The organism is Kribbella italica, assembly GCF_014205135.1.
GTDB classification, from domain to species: domain Bacteria; phylum Actinomycetota; class Actinomycetes; order Propionibacteriales; family Kribbellaceae; genus Kribbella; species Kribbella italica.
Window position 1 is genome coordinate 6,594,798 of the sequence record NZ_JACHMY010000001.1, and the last position, 17,385, is coordinate 6,612,182.

The 17,385-nt window shown below is 70.5% G+C and carries 18 protein-coding genes; 8 read left to right on the top strand and 10 right to left on the bottom strand.

The window, feature by feature from the left end; all coding sequences use genetic code 11:
• Window positions 1-73: 73 nt before the first annotated feature.
• From HDA39_RS30755 to HDA39_RS30765, 3 genes are read left to right on the top strand one after another with little or no spacing between them, the layout of a single operon-like run.
• Window positions 74-826 (top strand): glycosyltransferase, encoded by a 753-nt coding sequence (locus tag HDA39_RS30755; protein WP_184801130.1) that lies wholly within the window; start codon window positions 74-76, stop codon window positions 824-826.
• Complete coding sequence (locus HDA39_RS30760) at window positions 826-2,412, top strand: MptA/MptB family glycosyltransferase (RefSeq protein WP_184801131.1); 1,587 nt, start codon at window positions 826-828, stop codon at window positions 2,410-2,412. Before HDA39_RS30755 ends, HDA39_RS30760 begins: the two co-directional genes overlap by 1 nt.
• 10 nt (window positions 2,413-2,422) lie before the next feature.
• Window positions 2,423-2,740, top strand: a complete 318-nt coding sequence (locus HDA39_RS30765) for a cupin domain-containing protein (protein WP_184801133.1) — start codon at window positions 2,423-2,425, stop codon at window positions 2,738-2,740.
• A 1-nt stretch (window position 2,741) separates the two neighbouring features.
• Here the strand turns inward: HDA39_RS30765 and larC are convergent, their stop codons facing one another.
• Together larC and larB are read right to left on the bottom strand one after the other, a co-directional pair.
• Complete coding sequence (gene larC, locus HDA39_RS30770) at window positions 2,742-4,028, bottom strand: nickel pincer cofactor biosynthesis protein LarC (protein ID WP_184801135.1); 1,287 nt, start codon at window positions 4,026-4,028, stop codon at window positions 2,742-2,744.
• The gene (larB, locus tag HDA39_RS30775; protein WP_184801137.1) at window positions 4,025-4,741 is read right to left on the bottom strand and encodes a nickel pincer cofactor biosynthesis protein LarB; all 717 of its coding nucleotides are present in this window, start codon (window positions 4,739-4,741) and stop codon (window positions 4,025-4,027) included. The genes larC and larB overlap by 4 nt, the downstream gene beginning before the upstream one ends.
• 120 nt (window positions 4,742-4,861) lie before the next feature.
• Here larB and HDA39_RS30780 point away from each other — a divergent pair, with 120 nt between their 5' ends.
• Window positions 4,862-5,356 carry a DUF4446 family protein gene (locus HDA39_RS30780; RefSeq protein ID WP_337925960.1) on the top strand — a complete coding sequence of 165 codons (495 nt, stop codon included), beginning with the start codon at window positions 4,862-4,864 and terminating at the stop codon, window positions 5,354-5,356.
• A gap of 8 nt (window positions 5,357-5,364) precedes the next feature.
• Here the strand turns inward: HDA39_RS30780 and HDA39_RS30785 are convergent, their stop codons facing one another.
• Window positions 5,365-6,954: a bifunctional phosphatase PAP2/diacylglycerol kinase family protein gene (locus HDA39_RS30785; protein WP_184801141.1), complete on the bottom strand. Its 1,590-nt coding sequence runs from the start codon at window positions 6,952-6,954 to the stop codon at window positions 5,365-5,367.
• Window positions 6,955-7,059: 105 nt separating this feature from the next.
• Here HDA39_RS30785 and serS point away from each other — a divergent pair, with 105 nt between their 5' ends.
• A complete protein-coding gene (gene serS, locus HDA39_RS30790; RefSeq protein WP_184801143.1) occupies window positions 7,060-8,334 on the top strand; it encodes a serine--tRNA ligase in 1,275 nt (424 codons plus the stop codon).
• A complete protein-coding gene (locus tag HDA39_RS30795; protein ID WP_184801145.1) occupies window positions 8,331-9,125 on the top strand; it encodes an HAD family hydrolase in 795 nt (264 codons plus the stop codon). The genes serS and HDA39_RS30795 overlap by 4 nt, the downstream gene beginning before the upstream one ends.
• A gap of 206 nt (window positions 9,126-9,331) precedes the next feature.
• Here the strand turns inward: HDA39_RS30795 and HDA39_RS30800 are convergent, their stop codons facing one another.
• Entirely contained in the window at window positions 9,332-9,886 is a 555-nt protein-coding gene (locus HDA39_RS30800; RefSeq protein ID WP_238356183.1) for a WhiB family transcriptional regulator, read from the bottom strand.
• A 578-nt stretch (window positions 9,887-10,464) separates the two neighbouring features.
• Between HDA39_RS30800 and HDA39_RS30805 the strand changes: the two genes are divergently transcribed.
• A complete protein-coding gene (locus tag HDA39_RS30805; protein ID WP_184801150.1) occupies window positions 10,465-11,262 on the top strand; it encodes an HAD family hydrolase in 798 nt (265 codons plus the stop codon).
• Between the two features lie 3 nt (window positions 11,263-11,265).
• Here HDA39_RS30805 and HDA39_RS30810 read toward each other — a convergent pair whose 3' ends face one another.
• Window positions 11,266-11,871, bottom strand: a complete 606-nt coding sequence (locus HDA39_RS30810; protein WP_184801152.1) for a proteasome activator — start codon at window positions 11,869-11,871, stop codon at window positions 11,266-11,268.
• Window positions 11,872-11,983: 112 nt separating this feature from the next.
• Window positions 11,984-12,514, bottom strand: coding sequence for a CGNR zinc finger domain-containing protein (locus HDA39_RS30815; RefSeq protein ID WP_184801154.1), 531 nt, complete (start codon window positions 12,512-12,514; stop codon window positions 11,984-11,986).
• 25 nt (window positions 12,515-12,539) lie between these two features.
• On the opposite strand from HDA39_RS30815, the gene HDA39_RS30820 reads away from it, so the two are divergent.
• Window positions 12,540-12,710: a hypothetical protein gene (locus HDA39_RS30820; RefSeq protein ID WP_184801156.1), complete on the top strand. Its 171-nt coding sequence runs from the start codon at window positions 12,540-12,542 to the stop codon at window positions 12,708-12,710.
• A 13-nt stretch (window positions 12,711-12,723) separates the two neighbouring features.
• Here HDA39_RS30820 and HDA39_RS30825 read toward each other — a convergent pair whose 3' ends face one another.
• The 4 genes from HDA39_RS30825 to HDA39_RS30840 are packed head-to-tail and all read right to left on the bottom strand — an operon-like array spanning window position 12,724 to window position 17,317.
• Entirely contained in the window at window positions 12,724-15,354 is a 2,631-nt protein-coding gene (locus tag HDA39_RS30825; protein WP_184801158.1) for an FtsX-like permease family protein, read from the bottom strand.
• Window positions 15,354-16,073: an ABC transporter ATP-binding protein gene (locus HDA39_RS30830; protein ID WP_184801160.1), complete on the bottom strand. Its 720-nt coding sequence runs from the start codon at window positions 16,071-16,073 to the stop codon at window positions 15,354-15,356. Before HDA39_RS30830 ends, HDA39_RS30825 begins: the two co-directional genes overlap by 1 nt.
• The gene (locus HDA39_RS30835) at window positions 16,070-16,681 is read right to left on the bottom strand and encodes a PadR family transcriptional regulator (RefSeq protein WP_184801162.1); all 612 of its coding nucleotides are present in this window, start codon (window positions 16,679-16,681) and stop codon (window positions 16,070-16,072) included. Before HDA39_RS30835 ends, HDA39_RS30830 begins: the two co-directional genes overlap by 4 nt.
• A gap of 51 nt (window positions 16,682-16,732) precedes the next feature.
• The gene (locus HDA39_RS30840) at window positions 16,733-17,317 is read right to left on the bottom strand and encodes a TetR family transcriptional regulator C-terminal domain-containing protein (protein ID WP_184801164.1); all 585 of its coding nucleotides are present in this window, start codon (window positions 17,315-17,317) and stop codon (window positions 16,733-16,735) included.
• Between the last annotated feature and the right edge of the window lie 68 nt (window positions 17,318-17,385).

A 17,385-nucleotide genomic window follows, 5' to 3' on the forward strand; every position in this document is an offset into this window, starting at 1 on the left:
AAAGAACGAGATGTCCACAGGCGGCGGGTGCGGAGGCGGATGATCGGCTCCGGAGCAATTAGGCTGCGGTGCTGTGTCCGGGAATGATCAGCCGTCGGTCGAGCCGCAGCGTGGTGTTGCCTGCGTGATTCCGGCGAAGGACGAGTCCGCGCGGATCGCGGCCACCGTGGACGCCGTCCGCAAGCTCGTCGGTGTCGACCTGGTCGTCGTGGTCGACGACGGGTCCACCGACACGACCGCCGAGGAGGCCGAGCGGGCCGGCGCGGTCGTCGTCCGGCACGAGCGGAACCAGGGCAAGGCCGCGGCGATGGAGACCGGTGCCGCGGAGGCCGCGCGGCGCGACGGGGCTCGCGCGCGGCACCTGCTGTTCCTGGACGCCGACCTGACCGATACCGCGACCGGCGCCGAGCCGCTGATCGCGCCGGTGCAGGACGGCCAGGCCGACATGACGATCGGGACGCTTCCGGCGCAGGTCCGCGCCGACGGCAGCAAGGCCGGCGGGCGCGGGTTCGTCGTCCGGCTGGCGCGGGACGGGATCCAGCAGGCGACCGGCTGGACGGCGGAGCAGCCGCTGTCCGGTCAGCGCTGCCTGACGCGCGCGGCCTTCGACGCGGCCCTTCCGCTGGCGAGCGGGTTCGGCGTCGAGGTCGCGCTGAGCATCGACCTCGGGCGCAAGGGGTTCCGCATCGCCGAGGTCCCGATCGAGGTCCGCCACCGAGCCACCGGCACCGACTGGAGAGGCCAGCTGCACCGCGGCCGCCAGTTCCTCCACGTACGCCGAGCGCTCGCGGCCCGCAGCGCCCTGCCCGCGCGGAAGTCGTCGTGATGAGCGCCGAAGAGACCAACGCCGGTGAAGTAGCTTCAAGTACCGACCAGCAAACCGCCCGCGCGAACCGCGACGGGCGTCGTGCCGTTGGTCTCTACCTGACCTCGACGGCGTTGATCGTCGCCGCCGGACTGCTCGGCCCCTCCGTCGTCGTCCTCACGCTGACCAACCGCCACGCCTGGCTCCCGTCGTACTGGTTCGACAGCAAGCCGAACGACTGGCTCGTCACGGTGATGATCTACGTCGCCATCCTGCTCGGCGGGTACGGCGTCTACCTGGCGACCCGCGCCCTCAAGCACGGCTGGGCCCCGCGCGTCCAGCGATTGGTTGCCCTAGGCATCGGCACGACGGCCGCCATCACGCTGGTCCCGCCGATGGCCTCGGGCGACGTGCTGATCTACGCGGCGTACGGCCGGATCATGTCGCTCGGCGGCAACCCGTACACGACCGCCCCCGCGGACACGATCCGCCTCGGCTACGACCCGGTGATCGCCGCGACCGAGCGGCCCTGGCAGGGCGCGCGCAGCGTGTACGGGCCGATCGCGACCTGGATCCAGTGGTTCTCGTCCTGGGTCGGCGGCGACTCGATGCAGCTGACCGTCTGGATGCTGCAGCTGACGGTCGCGGTCAGCCTGGTCGTCTCGGGCCTGCTGCTGCTCAAGCTGGTCGGCCCCGACCTGGTGAACCGCCGCCGCGTCGCGATGCTCGCCCTGGCCAACCCGCTGCTGCTGTGGACGGTCCTGGCCGGCGCGCACAACGACGCGATCGCGGTGATGTTCGCGGTGCTCGCGCTGGTGCTGTTCCGCCGGCACGTGTTCGCGGCGGGGTTGATGCTCGGCGTCGCGGGCTGCACCAAACTGTCGATCGGCCTGGTCGGCGTCGCGATGCTCTGGGCGCTGCGGGCGGACCGCCGGCGCGCGCTGATGTTCTGTCTCGGCGGCGGCGTCGCGATGGCCGGCCTGTACGCCGTGGTCGGCCTGCAGGCCTTCCAGCAGGCGCGCTCGCAGACGTCGTTCATCTCGACCGGTACGCCGCACAAGGTGATCTTCAGCCTGTTCGACCTGTTCCTGCCCGGGGCGCTCGTCCGGACCGTCATCGGGATCGTCGCCTGGGTCGGCCTGATCTTCGTCGCGATCCTGCTGTCGCAGGTGTTCCCGAAGTCGCTGATCCCGCAGACGCACCCGGACGACCCGACCCCGGCCGCCATCCGGTACACGGCGATCTACGCGGTCGCCTGGCTGCTGACGGCGATGTACACGCTGCCTTGGTACGACGTGATCGCCTGGACCGCTTTGGCCGCGGTCGCGGCGTCGAAGGTCGACAAGCTGATGGTGATCCGGACGACGATGCTCGCGATCGCGTACGTCCCCGGCCGGGATCCGAACGCGCGCCAGGTCGCGGCGTCGCTGTCGGAGTCGCTGGAGTGGTTCAGCGCCCGGCTGCGCGACACCATCACGCCGGCGGTCGAGCTCGCCGTACTGGTGATGCTGATCCTGTGGGCCCGGCGTGGTGGGGCGCAGTGGTGGCCGTACGACTGGCCGAAGCGCAAGGCGAAAACCGCGCCGGAGAAGGCGGCGTCCCAGTAGTCTCTGCCGGATGCAGAAGCTTGTGGGGGCGGGGCAGTACCAGACCGCGGAGCCGAACCATTTCGCCGAGCACCTGCGGACCGAGTCGCTGTCGGTCGGCACGTACTCGATCCCGGCCGGCGGCGTCGACGACCAGGCGCCGCACCACGAGGACGAGATCTACGTGGTGACCGCGGGCCGGGCGTCGATCGTGACGCCCGGCGGGACGGAGCCGGTCGGCCCCGGTGACGTGCTGTTCGTGGCGGCGGAGGAGCCGCACCGCTTCACCGACGTCACCGAGGACCTGGCGTTGCTGGTGTTCTTCGCCCCGCCGTACTCGGGGCGCTGACTCAGCCCCAGAGGTCGTGGCCGGCAGCGATCGCCTGAGCCAGGACCGACTTGACCGGCTTGTCGAGGGCGGTGGCCGCGGCGACCACGTCCTCGTACTCCGGCTGCACGTTGACCACCTGGCCGCCGTACCGGGCGATCTTGACGTGGATCCGCTGGCCGCTCACCTCGACGCTGGCGAACTCGCGGTCCGCCGCGTGCTTGCGGATCGGGAACTCGCGCAGCCCGATCGCGGACGTCTCGGTCAGGATCACCGAGCGGACCACCTCGGCGTTCGCGCTGCTGGTGAGCACCGAGAGCGTGTGCGCCGGCCGGCCCTTCTTCATCAGGATCGGGGTCAGCCACGCGTCGGCCGCCCCGGCCTGCAGCAGGCGCGCGAGCACCTGCGGCCAGATCCGCGGGTCGAGGTCGTCGACGTTCGTCTCGTAGACGAGCTCGGTCGACGGCTGCGCGGTCGCCTCACCGATCACCACGCGCACGATGTTCGGCACCTCGACCGGGTCCCGTCCGCCCGCACCGACACCGGTCTGCAGGATCCGGATCGGCGGCATCAGCCCGAACTCGTCGGCCAGCGTCGCGAGCAGCGCGGCACCGGTCGGCGTCGTCATCTCGTACGGCGCGGTGCCGCCGACCACCGGCGCCTCGGCCTCCCGCAGGAGATGCAGCACCGCCGGCCCCGGAATCGGAATCCCGCCGTGCTGCCCACGCACCTGCCGCCCACCACCGAGCGCGACCGTCGACACCACGATCCGATCCAGCTCCAGCGAGATCGAAGCCGCCGCCACTCCGACGATGTCGGCGATCGCATCCAGCGCACCCACCTCGTGGAAGTGCACATCATCCGGATCGACCCCATGGGCAGACCCTTCAGCCCGAGCCAACCGAGCAAAGGTGTCCAGCGCCCGCTCCTGCACCGCGGAGTCGAGCCCAGCCCCCTCGATCACCCGCCGAACCTCAGCCCAGGACCGGGTAGCCCCCTCGTGCGAGTGCCCGTGCCCTGCAGTTTCATGGTCATGTCCGTGTCCATGACCATGTCCGGTGTCAGCCGCCGGTTCCGCGTACGCCGCGTTCGGGTCGTTCTCCGGGTGCGGCTCCTCGTTCACGTACACCGACGCCTTGGTGGCCGCGATCTGGTGTCTGAGCGTCTTCTCCACGCGCACCGACAGCGACCGGTCGACCGCCGCAACAGCGGCGTTGACGAGCGCGACGTCCGCGCCCGCGTCCAGGAACGCCCCGAGGAGCATGTCGCCGGACGCGCCGGCTGAGCAGTCGATCCAGGCGACTCTCACTGCTCCTTCACCTCCGCCGGGGCCGCGCGCCGGGCGACCCGCGCCGCGAACACGCCGGCTCCGAAGCCGTTGTCGATGTTCACCACGGTCACCCCGGGCGCACACGAGTTCAGCATCCCGAGCAGCGCCGCCACCCCGCCGAACGAAGCGCCGTACCCAACAGACGTCGGTACGGCGACCAGCGGCACCCCCGTCAGCCCGCCGACCACACTCGGCAGCGCGCCTTCCATCCCGGCGACCACGATCAGGCAGTCCGCCGCGGCCAGCCGCTCACGCACCCCCAGCACACGATGCAGCCCAGCAACACCCACGTCGGTGATCAGCTCAACCCCAGCCCCGAACACCCGAGCCGTCGTCGCGGCCTCCGCGGCGACCGGCGCGTCCGACGTACCGGCCGACACCACAGCCACAGTCCCACTCGGCTCCGGCACGGTCCCGAGCACCGCCGTACGGCCGACCGGGTCGACGACAGCCTCCGGCAGCTCGGCCGCGACCAGCTCCTGCGCCTCCGGCGACAGCCGGGTCGCGAGCGCGGCACGACCGCCATGGGTCGCGTGCAGCGTGCGCAGCAGTTCCACGATCTGAACGGGCGTCTTGCCGGCGCCGTAGACCACTTCCGGGTCGCCGGTGCGCTCCAGGCGGTCGGTGTCGAGGCGGGCGTACCCGAGGTCGTGCACGCCGGGCAAAGGTCCAGGGTCAGGCAGATGGGTCACCCCGCGAATCTACGTCGCCCCTGCCGCTTCTGCCGATTCGAGCCCACCCAACGGCCGCTCGGGCCCGCTCACGGACACGCAGAGCACCTGACAAACCACACAACCGTTAGGCTGCGGCACGTGTCTTCGACGTTAGCCGCCGGTTTCGCGATCGCCGCACTCTTCGTAGCGGTGCTCGCTCTCGTGTTCGCCGTACAGGCGTTGCGGGGGCAGACCGCCGCGGCCAAGGACGTGCCGCCCGTGACTCCGCCGAAGACCGAGCTCGCCCCGCGGCCGGAGCCCAAGCCGGGCACGGTCGGCGCGCAGCTGCACACCCTTGGCGCGCAGCTGGACAAGACCCAGGCCGCCCTGAAGCTCTCGCTCCAGCACCTGGCGATCGTCCGGTACGACGCCTTCGGCGACATGGGCGGCCGGATGTCCTGGTCGGTGGCCCTGCTCGACGACAACGGCGACGGCGTCGTCCTGACGTCGATCAACAGCCGCAACGACGCCCGCTCGTACGCCAAGGAGATCAGCGCGTTCGAGAGCGAGGCCAAGCTGTCCCCGGAGGAAGAGGAAGCCCTCGAAACCCTCCGCAAGCAGGCCGCCGCCCCCGCCACGCCCGAGCAGGCCTGACACCGGCCTCAGCGCCGCTTGGGCACCCGTACGACGAGCGCGCCCGGCTCGACCTCGGCCGACAGGAACCGCCCCGGGCCGATCCCGTCGCCGTCGAGCTGGCGCTGGACGTCGACCGCGGCGGTGACCTCGACCTTCCGCGCGGTGAAGCGCTCGAGGTACATCTCGGTCCGCTTGGTCCGGGTCATCACCCGCCAGAACACCAGCGGCCACTGCGTCACCCGCCGCGGCGCGATCACCACGACGTCGATCAGCCCGTCGTCCGGGCGCGCGTCCGGCAGCAGCGGGATGTTCGCCTGCAGCATCCCGACGTTGCCGATCACGACGGTCCGGACCCGGCGCTCGATCGGCTCGTCGTCGTCGACCGCGATCCGGACCTTCACCGACGGGTGGTTGATGTTCTTGGCCGCCGACACCAGGTACGCCGTCCAGCCGATCTGCGCCTTCAGGATCGGCGGCGCCCCGGTGATGATCGCGGCGTCCAGGCCGAGCCCGGCCATCACCGCGAAGTGGTCGGTGTCGAGCCCGTCGCCGTGCACCTTGACCAGGTCGATCCGCCGCTCCCGGCCGTCCAGGATGCGCTCCAGCGCGTCGTCCAGGTCGAGCGGGATGTGCAGGTTTCGGGCCAGCAGGTTCCCCGTGCCGGCCGGAATGACCCCGACCGGGATCGCCGTGTTGGCGAGCGCGGCGGTGACGACACGGACCGTCCCGTCGCCGCCGGCCACGAGGACCAGGTCGGACTCGTTCTCGATCGCGCGCTTGGCCATCGCGTTGCCGGCGTCGTCCTCGCGGGTCTCCAGCCACAGCGGGTCGTCGAAGCCGCGGACGGCGAGCGCGCGGGACACCTTCCGGCGGAACGCGACGCCGTCCCCGACCTTGATCGGATTGACGATCACCGCCGCGCGCGGCGGCGTCGTACGGGCTTCGTCGGACGGAGTGCGGCGCCGCCGCCGGCGCAGGCCCGGCCGCAGCCCGAACCCGATCGACGTCGCGGTCAGGATCGCCAGCCCGAGCGCCCAGCCGCCCAGCACGTCGGACACGTAGTGCACGTTCAGGAAGATCCGGTCCGCCGAGGCGAGCAGGACGACCGCGATCGTCGGCAGCAGCACGAGGGTCCGGAACCGGCGTCGCCAGCCGCGGACCGACGGCAGCACGACGCCGAGCGCGCCGGCCATCACGAAGGCGGCCGTCGCGTGCGACGAGACGTACGACCAGCCGTCGACCTCGACCAGCGTCCCGGCCGGCCGGGCCCGGTCGAAGATGTGCGCGACGGCCTGGACCAGACCCAGCTCGGCGCCGGCCGAGACGATCAGCCAGACCGTCAGCAGGCGGGCCCGGCGGTGCCACAGGTAGATCGCGACCCCGAGCAGCACACCGCGCATGGTCCACGGCAGGACCACAGCGCCCATCACCTGCCACAGGTCGACCCAGCTCGGCCGGGAGGCGCCGTACGACGCGACGCGCGCGGCGATGGAGTCGTCCCATCGGCGCAGTGGCGGCCAGCCGCCGAAGACCAGCAGCGTGACCACGGCGAACGGCAATGCACCCAGCACGACCGTGACCGCACGGCCGAGATGACTGGGTGGATGGTGGTTCATCGCCGCCCTGAAACCCCCTCGAAGAAACCTGACCGTCCGGCTGGTGCAAGCTCATCATCCCGAATAAAATTCCGCGCCCCCGACACACCCCGATAACCTGTCCGTGTGATCGATGCCAAAGTGCTCCGTGAGAACCCCGATGTCGTCCGTGACGCGCTGACCAAGCGCGGCGAGAGTCCGGCCCAGGTCGACGAGATCCTGGTGGCCGACTCCGAGCGTCGATCGTCGATCGCGGCCTTCGAGTCGCTGCGGGCGGAGCAGAAGGGCCTCGGCAAGCAGGTCGCGCAGGCCAAGGGCGACGAGCGGACCGCGCTGCTGGAGCGCACCAAGGCGCTGGCCGCCGAGGTGAAGGCCCACGAGGCGACCGCGAACGAGGCCGAGAAGCGCTTCGACGTCCTGTCCCGTGCCCTGCCGAACCTGGTCTCCGACCAGGCCCCGGTCGGTGGCGAGGCGGACTTCGTGGTGATCGAGGAGATCGGCAAGCCACGTGACTTCGCCGCCGAGGGCTTCGAGCCGCGCGACCACCTCGAGCTCGGTGAGCTGCTCGGCGCGATCGACATGGAGCGCGGCGCGAAGGTTTCCGGTGCCCGCTTCTACTTCCTCAAGGGCGTTGCCGCCCAGCTCCAGCTCGGCATGCTCCAGCTCGCGATCAACCAGGCGGTGGAGTACGGCTTCACCCCGATGATCACGCCGACGCTGGTCAAGCCCGAGGTGATGGACGGCACCGGGTACCTGAACGCCCACGACGACGTCTACCGCCTGGACGAGCCGGAGCTCTACCTGGTCGGTACGTCGGAGGTAGCGCTGGCCGGGTACCACATGGACGAGATCGTCGACCTGTCCGCCGGCCCGATGCGGTACGCCGGGTGGTCGTCCTGCTACCGGCGCGAAGCCGGCTCGTACGGGAAGGACACCCGCGGGATCATCCGCGTCCACCAGTTCGACAAGGTCGAGATGTTCTCCTACTGCAGCCTCGAGGACGCCGAGGCGGAGCACCAGCGGCTGCTGGGCTGGGAGAAGGAGATGCTCGACAAGATGGAACTGGCCTACCGGGTGATCGACACGGCGACCGGCGACCTGGGCGCCTCGGCGTACCGGAAGTTCGACTGCGAGGCGTGGGTGCCGACCCAGGGCGCCTACCGCGAGCTCACCTCCACGTCGAACACGACCGACTACCAGGCCCGCCGGCTGAACATCCGGCACCGCGACGCCGACGGCAAGACCCGCCACGTCGCGACGCTGAACGGCACGCTGGCCACCACCCGGTGGATCGTCGCCATCCTGGAGACGCACCAGCTGCCCGACGGCTCGGTCCGGGTCCCGACGGCGCTGCGTCCGTACGTCGGCGGCCGCGAGGTCCTCGAACCGGTCCGCGGATGACGGCGACCGCCGGCTGGCGGCCGCGGGCGATCGCGCTCGACATCGACGGCACCCTGGTCGACCACGACGAGCGGATCTCCGCCGCCGTGGTCGACGCCGTCGCGCGGGCGTCGGCGCAAGTGCCGATCATCCTGGCCACCGGCCGGTCCTGGCAGTCGACGGTCCCGGTCGCGCGACGGCTCGGACTGAAGGCCGGATTCGTTGTCGTGAGCAACGGTGCGCGCACCCTCAGCTACCCGGACGGCGAGATCGTCGACGAGCGCACCTTCGATCCGGCGACCGTGATCACCTCGGTCCGCGAGCACGCGCCGAACGCGCGGATGGCGGTCGAGGAGCACGACGGCGGGTACCGGGTGACCGCGCCGTTCCCGGACGGCGACCTCGGCGGCGACGCGATCCGCGTGGTCACCGACGCCGAGCTGGCGCCGGAGCCGGTGACCCGGTTGATCATCCGCGACCCGGACGCCTCGGAGGCGGACTTCGTCGAGCTGGCCGAGCAGCTCGGTCTGCACGGGGTCAGCTACTTCGTCGGCTGGACCGCGTGGCTGGACATCGCGCCGGAGGGCGTCGACAAGAGCACCGGCCTGAAGGTCGCGCTGACGCAGCTCGGTCTGGACGCCTCCGGGCTGGTCGCGATCGGTGACGGACGCAACGACATCGAGATGCTGACGTACGCCGGGCTCGGGGTCGCGATGGGTGCGGCGCCGGACGAGGTCAAGGCCGCGGCCGACGAGGTGACCAAGTCGGTGCAGGACGACGGCGTGGCCGCCGTACTGAACCGCTGGTTCTGACACAGCCGGCTCTCACGCGATCACGTCTCAAGTACCGGCCACCCATCACCGGCTGGTACTTGAAACCTCACCGGGCGACGAGGTCAATCCTTTGCGTCTCCGCCGAATAGTTCATCAAGGCAACAAAGAGGCCCGGAATCCCTGCTGCTCCAGGGTTCCGGGCCTTTGCTGTTCGACCGATAGTCCGCTGGCGGGCCGAGTATCGGTCAGGCGACGCGGGTGGTGCCGGTGCGCGGTGCGGGGCAGGGCTGGTCCACCACGGCGTCGAACGCGTCCAGGACGGCGCTGACCTCCGGACGGGCCCGCGGTGCCTTGGCGGCCGGGCTCTGACCACGGCGAGCCCTGCGCAGGTGGCGTTTCACGGTCGACAGCGAGCATCCGAGGCGCATCGCGAGCGACTCGAGGCTGTCGTTGGGGTACTGGGTCCGCAGGCGCAGGACCTCTTCGTGGCTGACCGGCCGGCGGGTCCCGCGGGCCCCGGCGAGCTGGTCGAAGTCGTCGGCCTGGACCTCGACGTCCAACAGGTTGCGCATTGAACGACGTTGTACAGCAGTGGTTCCGGCGACGAAGCCGCTGACGTCGTGCTCGGCCACCGCGCTGAACAGGCAGTCGGTGAACAGCGGGCAGGAAGCGCAGACCGCTTTGGCTTCCCGGACCAGCTGCTCGTACCGCTCCCTGGTCCGGCGGGTCGCCGACGCGGGCGGCGGCTCCTCCATCAGGCGGTGCTGGAAAATGTCGGATCGTGCGATACAGCCGGTCATGGCCCCTTCCATGATGGAAGATGTGTCGACAGCCGCACGGGCGGACCTGGCCCCGGGTGGGTTGGCGGTGTTGACAGTCATCGTGGCTCCCCAAGTTCCAGGACTCCGGTGAACGAACGATGAAGCCTGTTCGAACACCCGAGTCCACTAGCTGATGGACCGACGCTCGTTGCCGACCCACCCCTGTTGGTCCGGCGCTAGGCGCACCGATCCATAACTGTTGACGTCACCGATCCGGATTTGGTTGCACCCAATTCCGCACCAGTTCCTCGACGTTCTTCCCGGCGTGGGTCGGACCGGATGTGGATGATCCGGAACAAGGCGTACGACGCGTGCGAACCGCCCCTGGTTCCCCGCCAGCCACCGCATGAAATCATGCACAAACCCTGCAGCGCAGGGGAACTTGCTGCCTTTGCAGCATCCTGCCGTAACGGTCTGGTGACGTTGTTCAACGGTCAATCAGATTGCATGGAAAACGATCTCCAGATGGTTGCGCGATGACTGTCGGAGGGAGTAAAGGAGTCTGTCCGAACGGGTCAAAAGGTCTGCCCGAAGACCGTTACGGTAGGTAGGTGTCGATGCGCAGAACACCCCGCCTGGTGGCCACCGATCTGGACGGCACGCTGGTCCACAGTGACTCCACCGTCTCCCCGTTCACCCAAGCGACCGTGCGCGCGATCCAGGAGGCCGGCGCCGTCTTCGTGATGGTCACCGCGCGGCCGCCGCGCTGGCTGCACGACCTGTCCGACCTGGTCGGCGCGCACGGTGTCGCGATCGTTGCCAACGGCGCCATTCTGTACGACGTCGCCGCGCGCAAGGCGATCCGGACCCGGCTGATCGACCCGGCCGTCGCGCTGGAGGTCGCGCAGGCGATCCGCGCCGCCGTACCGGAGGTCGAGTTCGCGATCGAGCGACCGGACCGCTACGGACAGGAACCGCACTACCTGAACCGCTGGCCCAAGCCGGACGACACGTTGATCGCCGCCATCGACGAACTGCTCGCCGAGCCGGCGGCGAAACTCCTGGTCCGGCACCGCAGTCTGCACTCCGACGAGCTGCTGGCGCGCGTCGCGCCGATCGTGGGCGAGCGGGTGGCGGCCAGCCACAGCGGCGGGACCGGGCTGGTGGAGATCGCCGCGAGCGGTGTCTCGAAGGCCGCGATGCTGGCCGATTTCGCTGCGGAACAAGGCATTTCGGCGGCCGAGACGATCGCCTTCGGGGACTCGCTGAACGATCTGCCGATGCTGACCTGGGCCGGTACGTCGTACGGCGTGGGCAACGCGCATCCCGAGGTGCTCGCGGTCGTCGACCACGTCTGCGGAACGAACGACGAGGACGGTGTCGCCACCGTCCTCGCTGCGCTGTTCGATCTCTAGCAACTACAGATACATGCCCCCGCTGCCCGGGCCGTCGGTGTTGCCGTTGGCCTGGGGGCCGCCGGGGAACGGGCCGCCCTCGGGGAGCTGCTGGCCGCCCGGCAGGGCGCGGCGCATCTGCTCGAGCTGCTGACGGGCCGCCATCTGCTGGGCGAACAGCGCCGTCTGGATGCCGTGGAACAGGCCCTCCAGCCAGCCGACCAGCTGGGCCTGCGCGATCCGCAGCTCGGCCTCGGTCGGCGTGCTGTCGTCGGTGAAGTCGAGGCTCAGCCGCTCGAGCTCCTCGACCAGCTCCGGCGCCAGGCCGCTCTCCAGCTCCTTGATCGAGGCCTCGTGGATCGCCTTCAGCCGCTGGCGCGACGCCTCGTCGAGCGGAGCCGCCTTCACCTCTTCGAGCAGCTGACGGATCATGTTCCCGACCCGCATCACCTTGGCCGGCTGCTCGACCAGCTCGGTCACCGAGCGTGGCCCGTCGCTCACGTCGTCGTCCTCGTCACGCGGCGGCCCCTCGACGGCCATCCCGTCCGGCCCGACGATCAGGATCTTGCCGTCCTCGGTCCGCGCCCCCGCCATCGGGACTTCCTGGCCCTCGTTGCTCTCCTCGCTCATCTCCCCATCCTAGAAGCACCGCGGCGCGCGGTCTGTGGGTGAGCACCATCGGGCTCGGTCGCGCCGCGGGGTCCGGGCCCTCGTCTCCCTCCGCGACCCTCGCTTCTCCTCCTCAAGCAGTCCGCGCGCGATGCCGGCGTACGGCGTCGCGGTTGGAGCAGGCCGGACTGCAGTACCGCTGCTTCCCGCCCCGCGACAGATCGGCGTACACCTTCTCGCACCCGTCCATCGCGCACCGCCCGAGCCGGGAGATCCCCCGCCCCACCAGATGCAGCGCCGTCCCGGTGCTGATCAACGTCGCGACCAGCCGCCAGACCGGCACGCGGAACGGCCGGTAGTGCATGTGCCAGCCGTCGCCGGCGTGGTTGGTCAGCCGCGGGTGCTCGGTGTACTTGGCGAGCATCTCGTTCACGAGATCGACGCGCTTCTGCTCGTCCGACGCGTCGACGACCGCCAGCCACTCGTCCAGCACGATCCGGACGGTGGCGACGTCCTCCGCGGTGACCTGTCCGTCGCGGACGTGACTCTCGTCGATGCCGCTCTCGACGCACCGCGCCGCCAGCTCGGCCGGTGTCAAGGGCGGGTTCGTGACCAGGTTCACCGCCAGCAGCACGGCATCGGCGCCGTAAGGGTTGAGATGCATAATGCCATTACAGCACGATGGATCCATGACCACCAGACAAGAACTTCACCGGCACCGCTGGCGGGTGGCGTCGTCACACCCGGTCAGTGAAGGACTGCTGACCTACCAGAGCTGCGCCTGCGGCCAGTGGCGCGTCACCAGTACGCCGCTGCACCCGGTCGCGCACCCCGACCTGGCCCGGACCCGGGCCAAGTAGGGGCGCGCGGCAACTAATCGACCCGGCGGACCATCGGCAGCCGGGACCGGGTCATCAACCAGGCCAGCGATCCGGCGAACAACGGCACCACGATCACGATGGCACCGATCTCCTGCCACGGGATCACGAAGCTCGGCGACCCGAAGGCCGCGTGCGCCGTGTAGCCGTACAGAGCACCGACCCCCACGCCCAGCAGACATCCCAGCTGTCCTAGCACCCACGCCTGCGCCGCGGCCAGGTTGCGCCGTCGTCGCGGTGGCGCACCGACCGCGGCCAGAGTGGCCAGGTCGGCCCGTCCTTCGGCCGCTGAGAGCGAGACCGAGATCGCGACCCCCAGCAAGGTGACGACCGTGGCCGCGCCGATCAGCCCGAGCAGCCAGAGCCGCGCCGGGCTCTGGTACCCCTTCTCGATCGTGAGCAGGTCGTCGTGGCCGAGCACTCTGGCCACGGCGGCGAACTCGTCGTCGGTCGGCTCCCGCTCGAGGACGTACTGGGCCTGGAAGACCTGGACGGTGCCCAGCTTGCTCGCGGTCTCGGGACTGACGAACGACGCGAAGCGCAGCCGGCCGACGTCCGGCGGTGAACTCACCACCGCGCCCGGAAAGGTTTTGGCCAGCTTGCCCTCGTAGTCGCTCTCCGGGGTCAGTCGGGCCATCGAGCCGTTCAGCGCCCCCCGATCCGGTACGACGACCTTGCCCTCCCGCAGCGCGGCGGCCGCCTTCGGCCCGTACTCCGGGAATCGCGCGATGTAGTCCGGATCGACGACGAGTACGGGGTAGCCCGACATTCCCTGCAGACCGGCCGGACCCATCGCCATCAGGCCCGGTGTGTAGCCGCCGTTCGACTGCTGCCCGCGCAGAGCCACCGCTCCGAGCTCGTACGTCGCCTTGGCCGGGATCAGTTCGGCCACCTTCTCGACGGTGGAGGCGGAGTACGGAACCTCGTCGCCGAAGTTGACGATCCCGTCGCCGGACAGGCTCTCCGGCCGGTAGTCGACCGCGTCCGCGGCGATGCTGTTGGCCGCGGCGAACGCGATCGCCGCCGTGGCCGCGACGGCCATCATGATCGCCGCGGTCGCCGGGCCGGTGCGGTGGCGGTGCCGGGCCGCGTCGCGCAGCGCGAGCCGTCCGCTCAACGGGAAGATCCTGGCGATCCCGGCCGTCTTGGCCACCAGTCCCGGCAGCATCCAGACCAGCCCGATGATCGTGGCGGTGATCCCGAGCAGCACCAGCGCGATCGGCCCGGTCGGCGTGACGGTCGCCCGGCCCGATCCCTCGGTGGCCATCTTCTTCGCCGCCTCGAGCACGCCGGCCATCCAGCCGCTCCCGACGACGGTCAGCACGACCCCGGCGACCACCATCGCCAAGGCGGGCCGGCGGATCCGGACCACCGCGGCGGTCACGGTGAACCGTCCCGCCAGCGCTGCCATCGGCATCTGCCGGCCGGCGCTGATCGCCGGTACGACGGCCGCCGCGATCCCGGCGAGCAGGCCGAGCAGCGCGATCACCAGCAGGGTCGTCCACGGAACCTGGAAGCCGACGATGACGGCGTTGAGCATCTTCTCCCACAGCGGCCTGCCGACGACCATCAGTAGCAGGGCGATCACCAGGCCGCCGCCGGCGCCGAGGATTCCCGCGAAGAGCCCCTGCAGCAGCACGATCCGGCGGACGTCGCGAGGCCTGCCGCCGGTCGCGGTGACGAGTCCGAGCTCGCGCGTCTGACGGCGCGCGCCGACGGCGAACGCCGTACCGGCGAGCAGGACGATCTCGAGGATGCCGAACCCGATCACCAGCGCCATCACCGCGACCGCGCCGGCGTCGCCGGTCCCGCCGTACAGGGACGGCGGCGGGTCGATGATGTTTGCCCTAGGCACCAAATACATGCCGTTGCCGAGCAGGGCCTTGCTGACCGCGTCCGGGTCCGCCGTGGCGGGCAGGTCGACCAGGTAGTAGTACCTGGCATCGGAGTCGGCATCGACCAGCCGGTTGTCCGGCGTGGTGAACAGTGCTCTGCTGTCCGGGTCGTACAGCGTGCGGGCAAGTCCGACGACCACGAGCTCCTGGTCGTCCGCGGTCCGGATGGCGGCGCCGGGCTTCAGTTGCTTGCCGTCCAGCAGGGCAAGGAACTTCGCGAGTTCCGGCGACACGGCGACCTCGTTGGGCTTGCCCGGCATCCGGCCACCGTCCAGCTTGAAGGTTCCGTCCAGCAGCTTGCTCTGTCCGTCGCCTGTCAGCAGCCGGACCGACGTGTTCGTCTCCGGTCCGCGCAATTCGGCCGAGCCCATCTCGTACAGAGAACGCGCCGCCGTACTGCCAGGGGGCAGGTACGCCAGCGGGTCGACCTTGGCGGCGTCGCGCGACGCCACGACTCCTGGCGGCGGCGCGGGCTCGCCCCCGTTCAGCTGCGGTTCCTGCTCCTGCGGCCCGTACTTCGCGTACGGCGACACCATCAGCTGGGCGTCCGACGTACCGATCGTCGTTTCCGCGAGGGTCTCCCCGGTCGGGCTCCCGGCGATGTTGGTCAACCCGATCCAGGACGCGGCCAGCACCGGTACGCCGATCAGCGCGGCGACCAGCAGCGTTCTCCCCTTGGCGCGGCGCGCCGTGCGGACCGCGATCCGCAGAGGCGGTCCCCAGCCGCCCATCAGTGAGCTTCCAGCAGGACGTCGGCCTCGGGCAGCGGACCTGACTGGCCTACCAGGCGACCATCGCGCAGGTAGACGACGCGATCGGCCCAGGAGGCGTGTCGGGCGTCGTGGGTGACGAGGACGCCGGCGATCCCGTGCTGGTCGCACCGGTCGCGCAGGAGCTGAAGGACTGCTTCTCCGGTCTCGGAGTCGAGGGCGCCGGTCGGCTCGTCGGCGAGCAGCAGCCGCCGTTCGCCGACGATCGCCCGCGCGATCGCGACGCGTTGCCGCTGCCCACCGGACATCTCGTCGGGAAACCGGTCGGCCAGCTCCGCGATCGCCACCTCCGTCAGCGCGGCCTCGGCGAACTTGCGGGCGGTCCTGGCCCGGGTGCCGTCCAGCTCGAGCGGCAGCATCACGTTTTCGGCCGCGGTCAGCGCGGGGATCAGGTTGAAGTCCTGAAAGACGTAGCCGATCCGGCGCCGGCGCAGTGCGGCGACAGCGTTGTTGCCCAAGGTGGCGAGGTCGTTCCCGTCGATCAGGATCTGGCCGGAGGTCGGCCGGTCGAGACCGCCCGCACAGGTGAGCAGCGTGGACTTGCCGGAGCCCGACGGGCCCATCACGGCGACCAGTTCACCGGCCGCGACGGCCAGGTCGACGTCGCGCAACGCGTGCACGGCCTGCTCGCCGGATCCGTGCACCCGGCTGAGAGTGCGGATGTCCAGAATGCTGCTCATCGCTTGGCCTCCGCCTGGTGGGTCCGATCGGGCTGCTCGGCCGGCGTCGCCGTACCGGAAGTGCTGTCCGTGCTCGCGGTACGGCGGGCGCGGGACAGCATCGCCTCGCAGTGGTCCAGCCAGCGGATCTCCGCCTCGGCGGAGAAGATCATCGACTCCAGCACCAGCAACCAGGAGATGTCGCCGTCGCGGCTGTTGCGCTTCAACCGGGTCAGCTCCTGCATCGACCGCATGGTCGAGGTCCGCTGCATCTGCACCACGGCGGGTACGTCGACCCCTGGGACGGCCAGCGCCAGCGCCAGCTTGATCGCCAGCTCGTCCCGCGGCCGCGACTCCCGGGTCACCGGTGTCGTGAACCAGCCGGCGAGCTCGGCCCGGCCGGCCTCGGTGATCGCGTACCGCGAGCGCCCGTCGCCGTCGTCCTGACCTGCCTCGGCGACGACCGGCTGGACGAACCCGTCCCGCTCGAGCCGGGTCAGAGTCGTGTAGACCTGCCCGATGTTCAGCGGCCAGGTCGAGCCGGTGGCCGTCTCGAACTCGCCGCGCAGCTGATATCCGTACTTCGGTTCGGCTCGGAGCAACGCGAGCAGACCGTGCTTGATCGACATGGATACTGAGTATGCATACCGAGTATGTGCCTGGTCAATCCCGCGCTGAGGTCAGGGAGTGAAGAGGCGGGCCAGGTGGGCGTCGAGGGAACCGGTCAGGAACTGCGCGCGCAGCGGCTCGGCCAAGGTGAGCGCCTGAACGACCAGGCCGTCGACGACGGCGAGCAGCAGGCCGGCCTCGGTCTCGGTGTCGACGACGTCCGGTAGGGCGCCTTCGGCGGCGGCCGCGTCCAGCAGGCGGGCGAACGCGACCCGGAGCTCGCTGTCGGTGGCGGCGGCGATCGCCTTCAGGGTCGGTGAGATCGCGGCGGCCGCGCTGAACGCCAGCCAGACCCGCGCGTCACGCGCGCGCTCCTCGTCCAGCGGCAGCCAGAGCTCGAGCGCCTGGCGCAGCACCTTGCGTGGTGGGCCGGACAGGTCGACGGTCGCCAGCTTCTCGTCGAACCGCTCGGTGACGTGCCGAAACGCCGACGCCACCAACTCGTCCTTGCTGCGGAAGTAGTACTGCACCTGCGCGAGCGAGATCCCGGCCGCCGCCGCGACGGTCCGCATCGTCGCGGCCTCGAGGCCGCGCTCGGCGATCACATCGAGCACCGCGTCCAGCACGTGCGCTCCGCGCCGCTGTTCCCCAGTCACACTCCTGACGGTAGCCCTTGGCAACGACATCCAGGGACGAATCCGTGCAACGAACCCGTCTCGGCGTG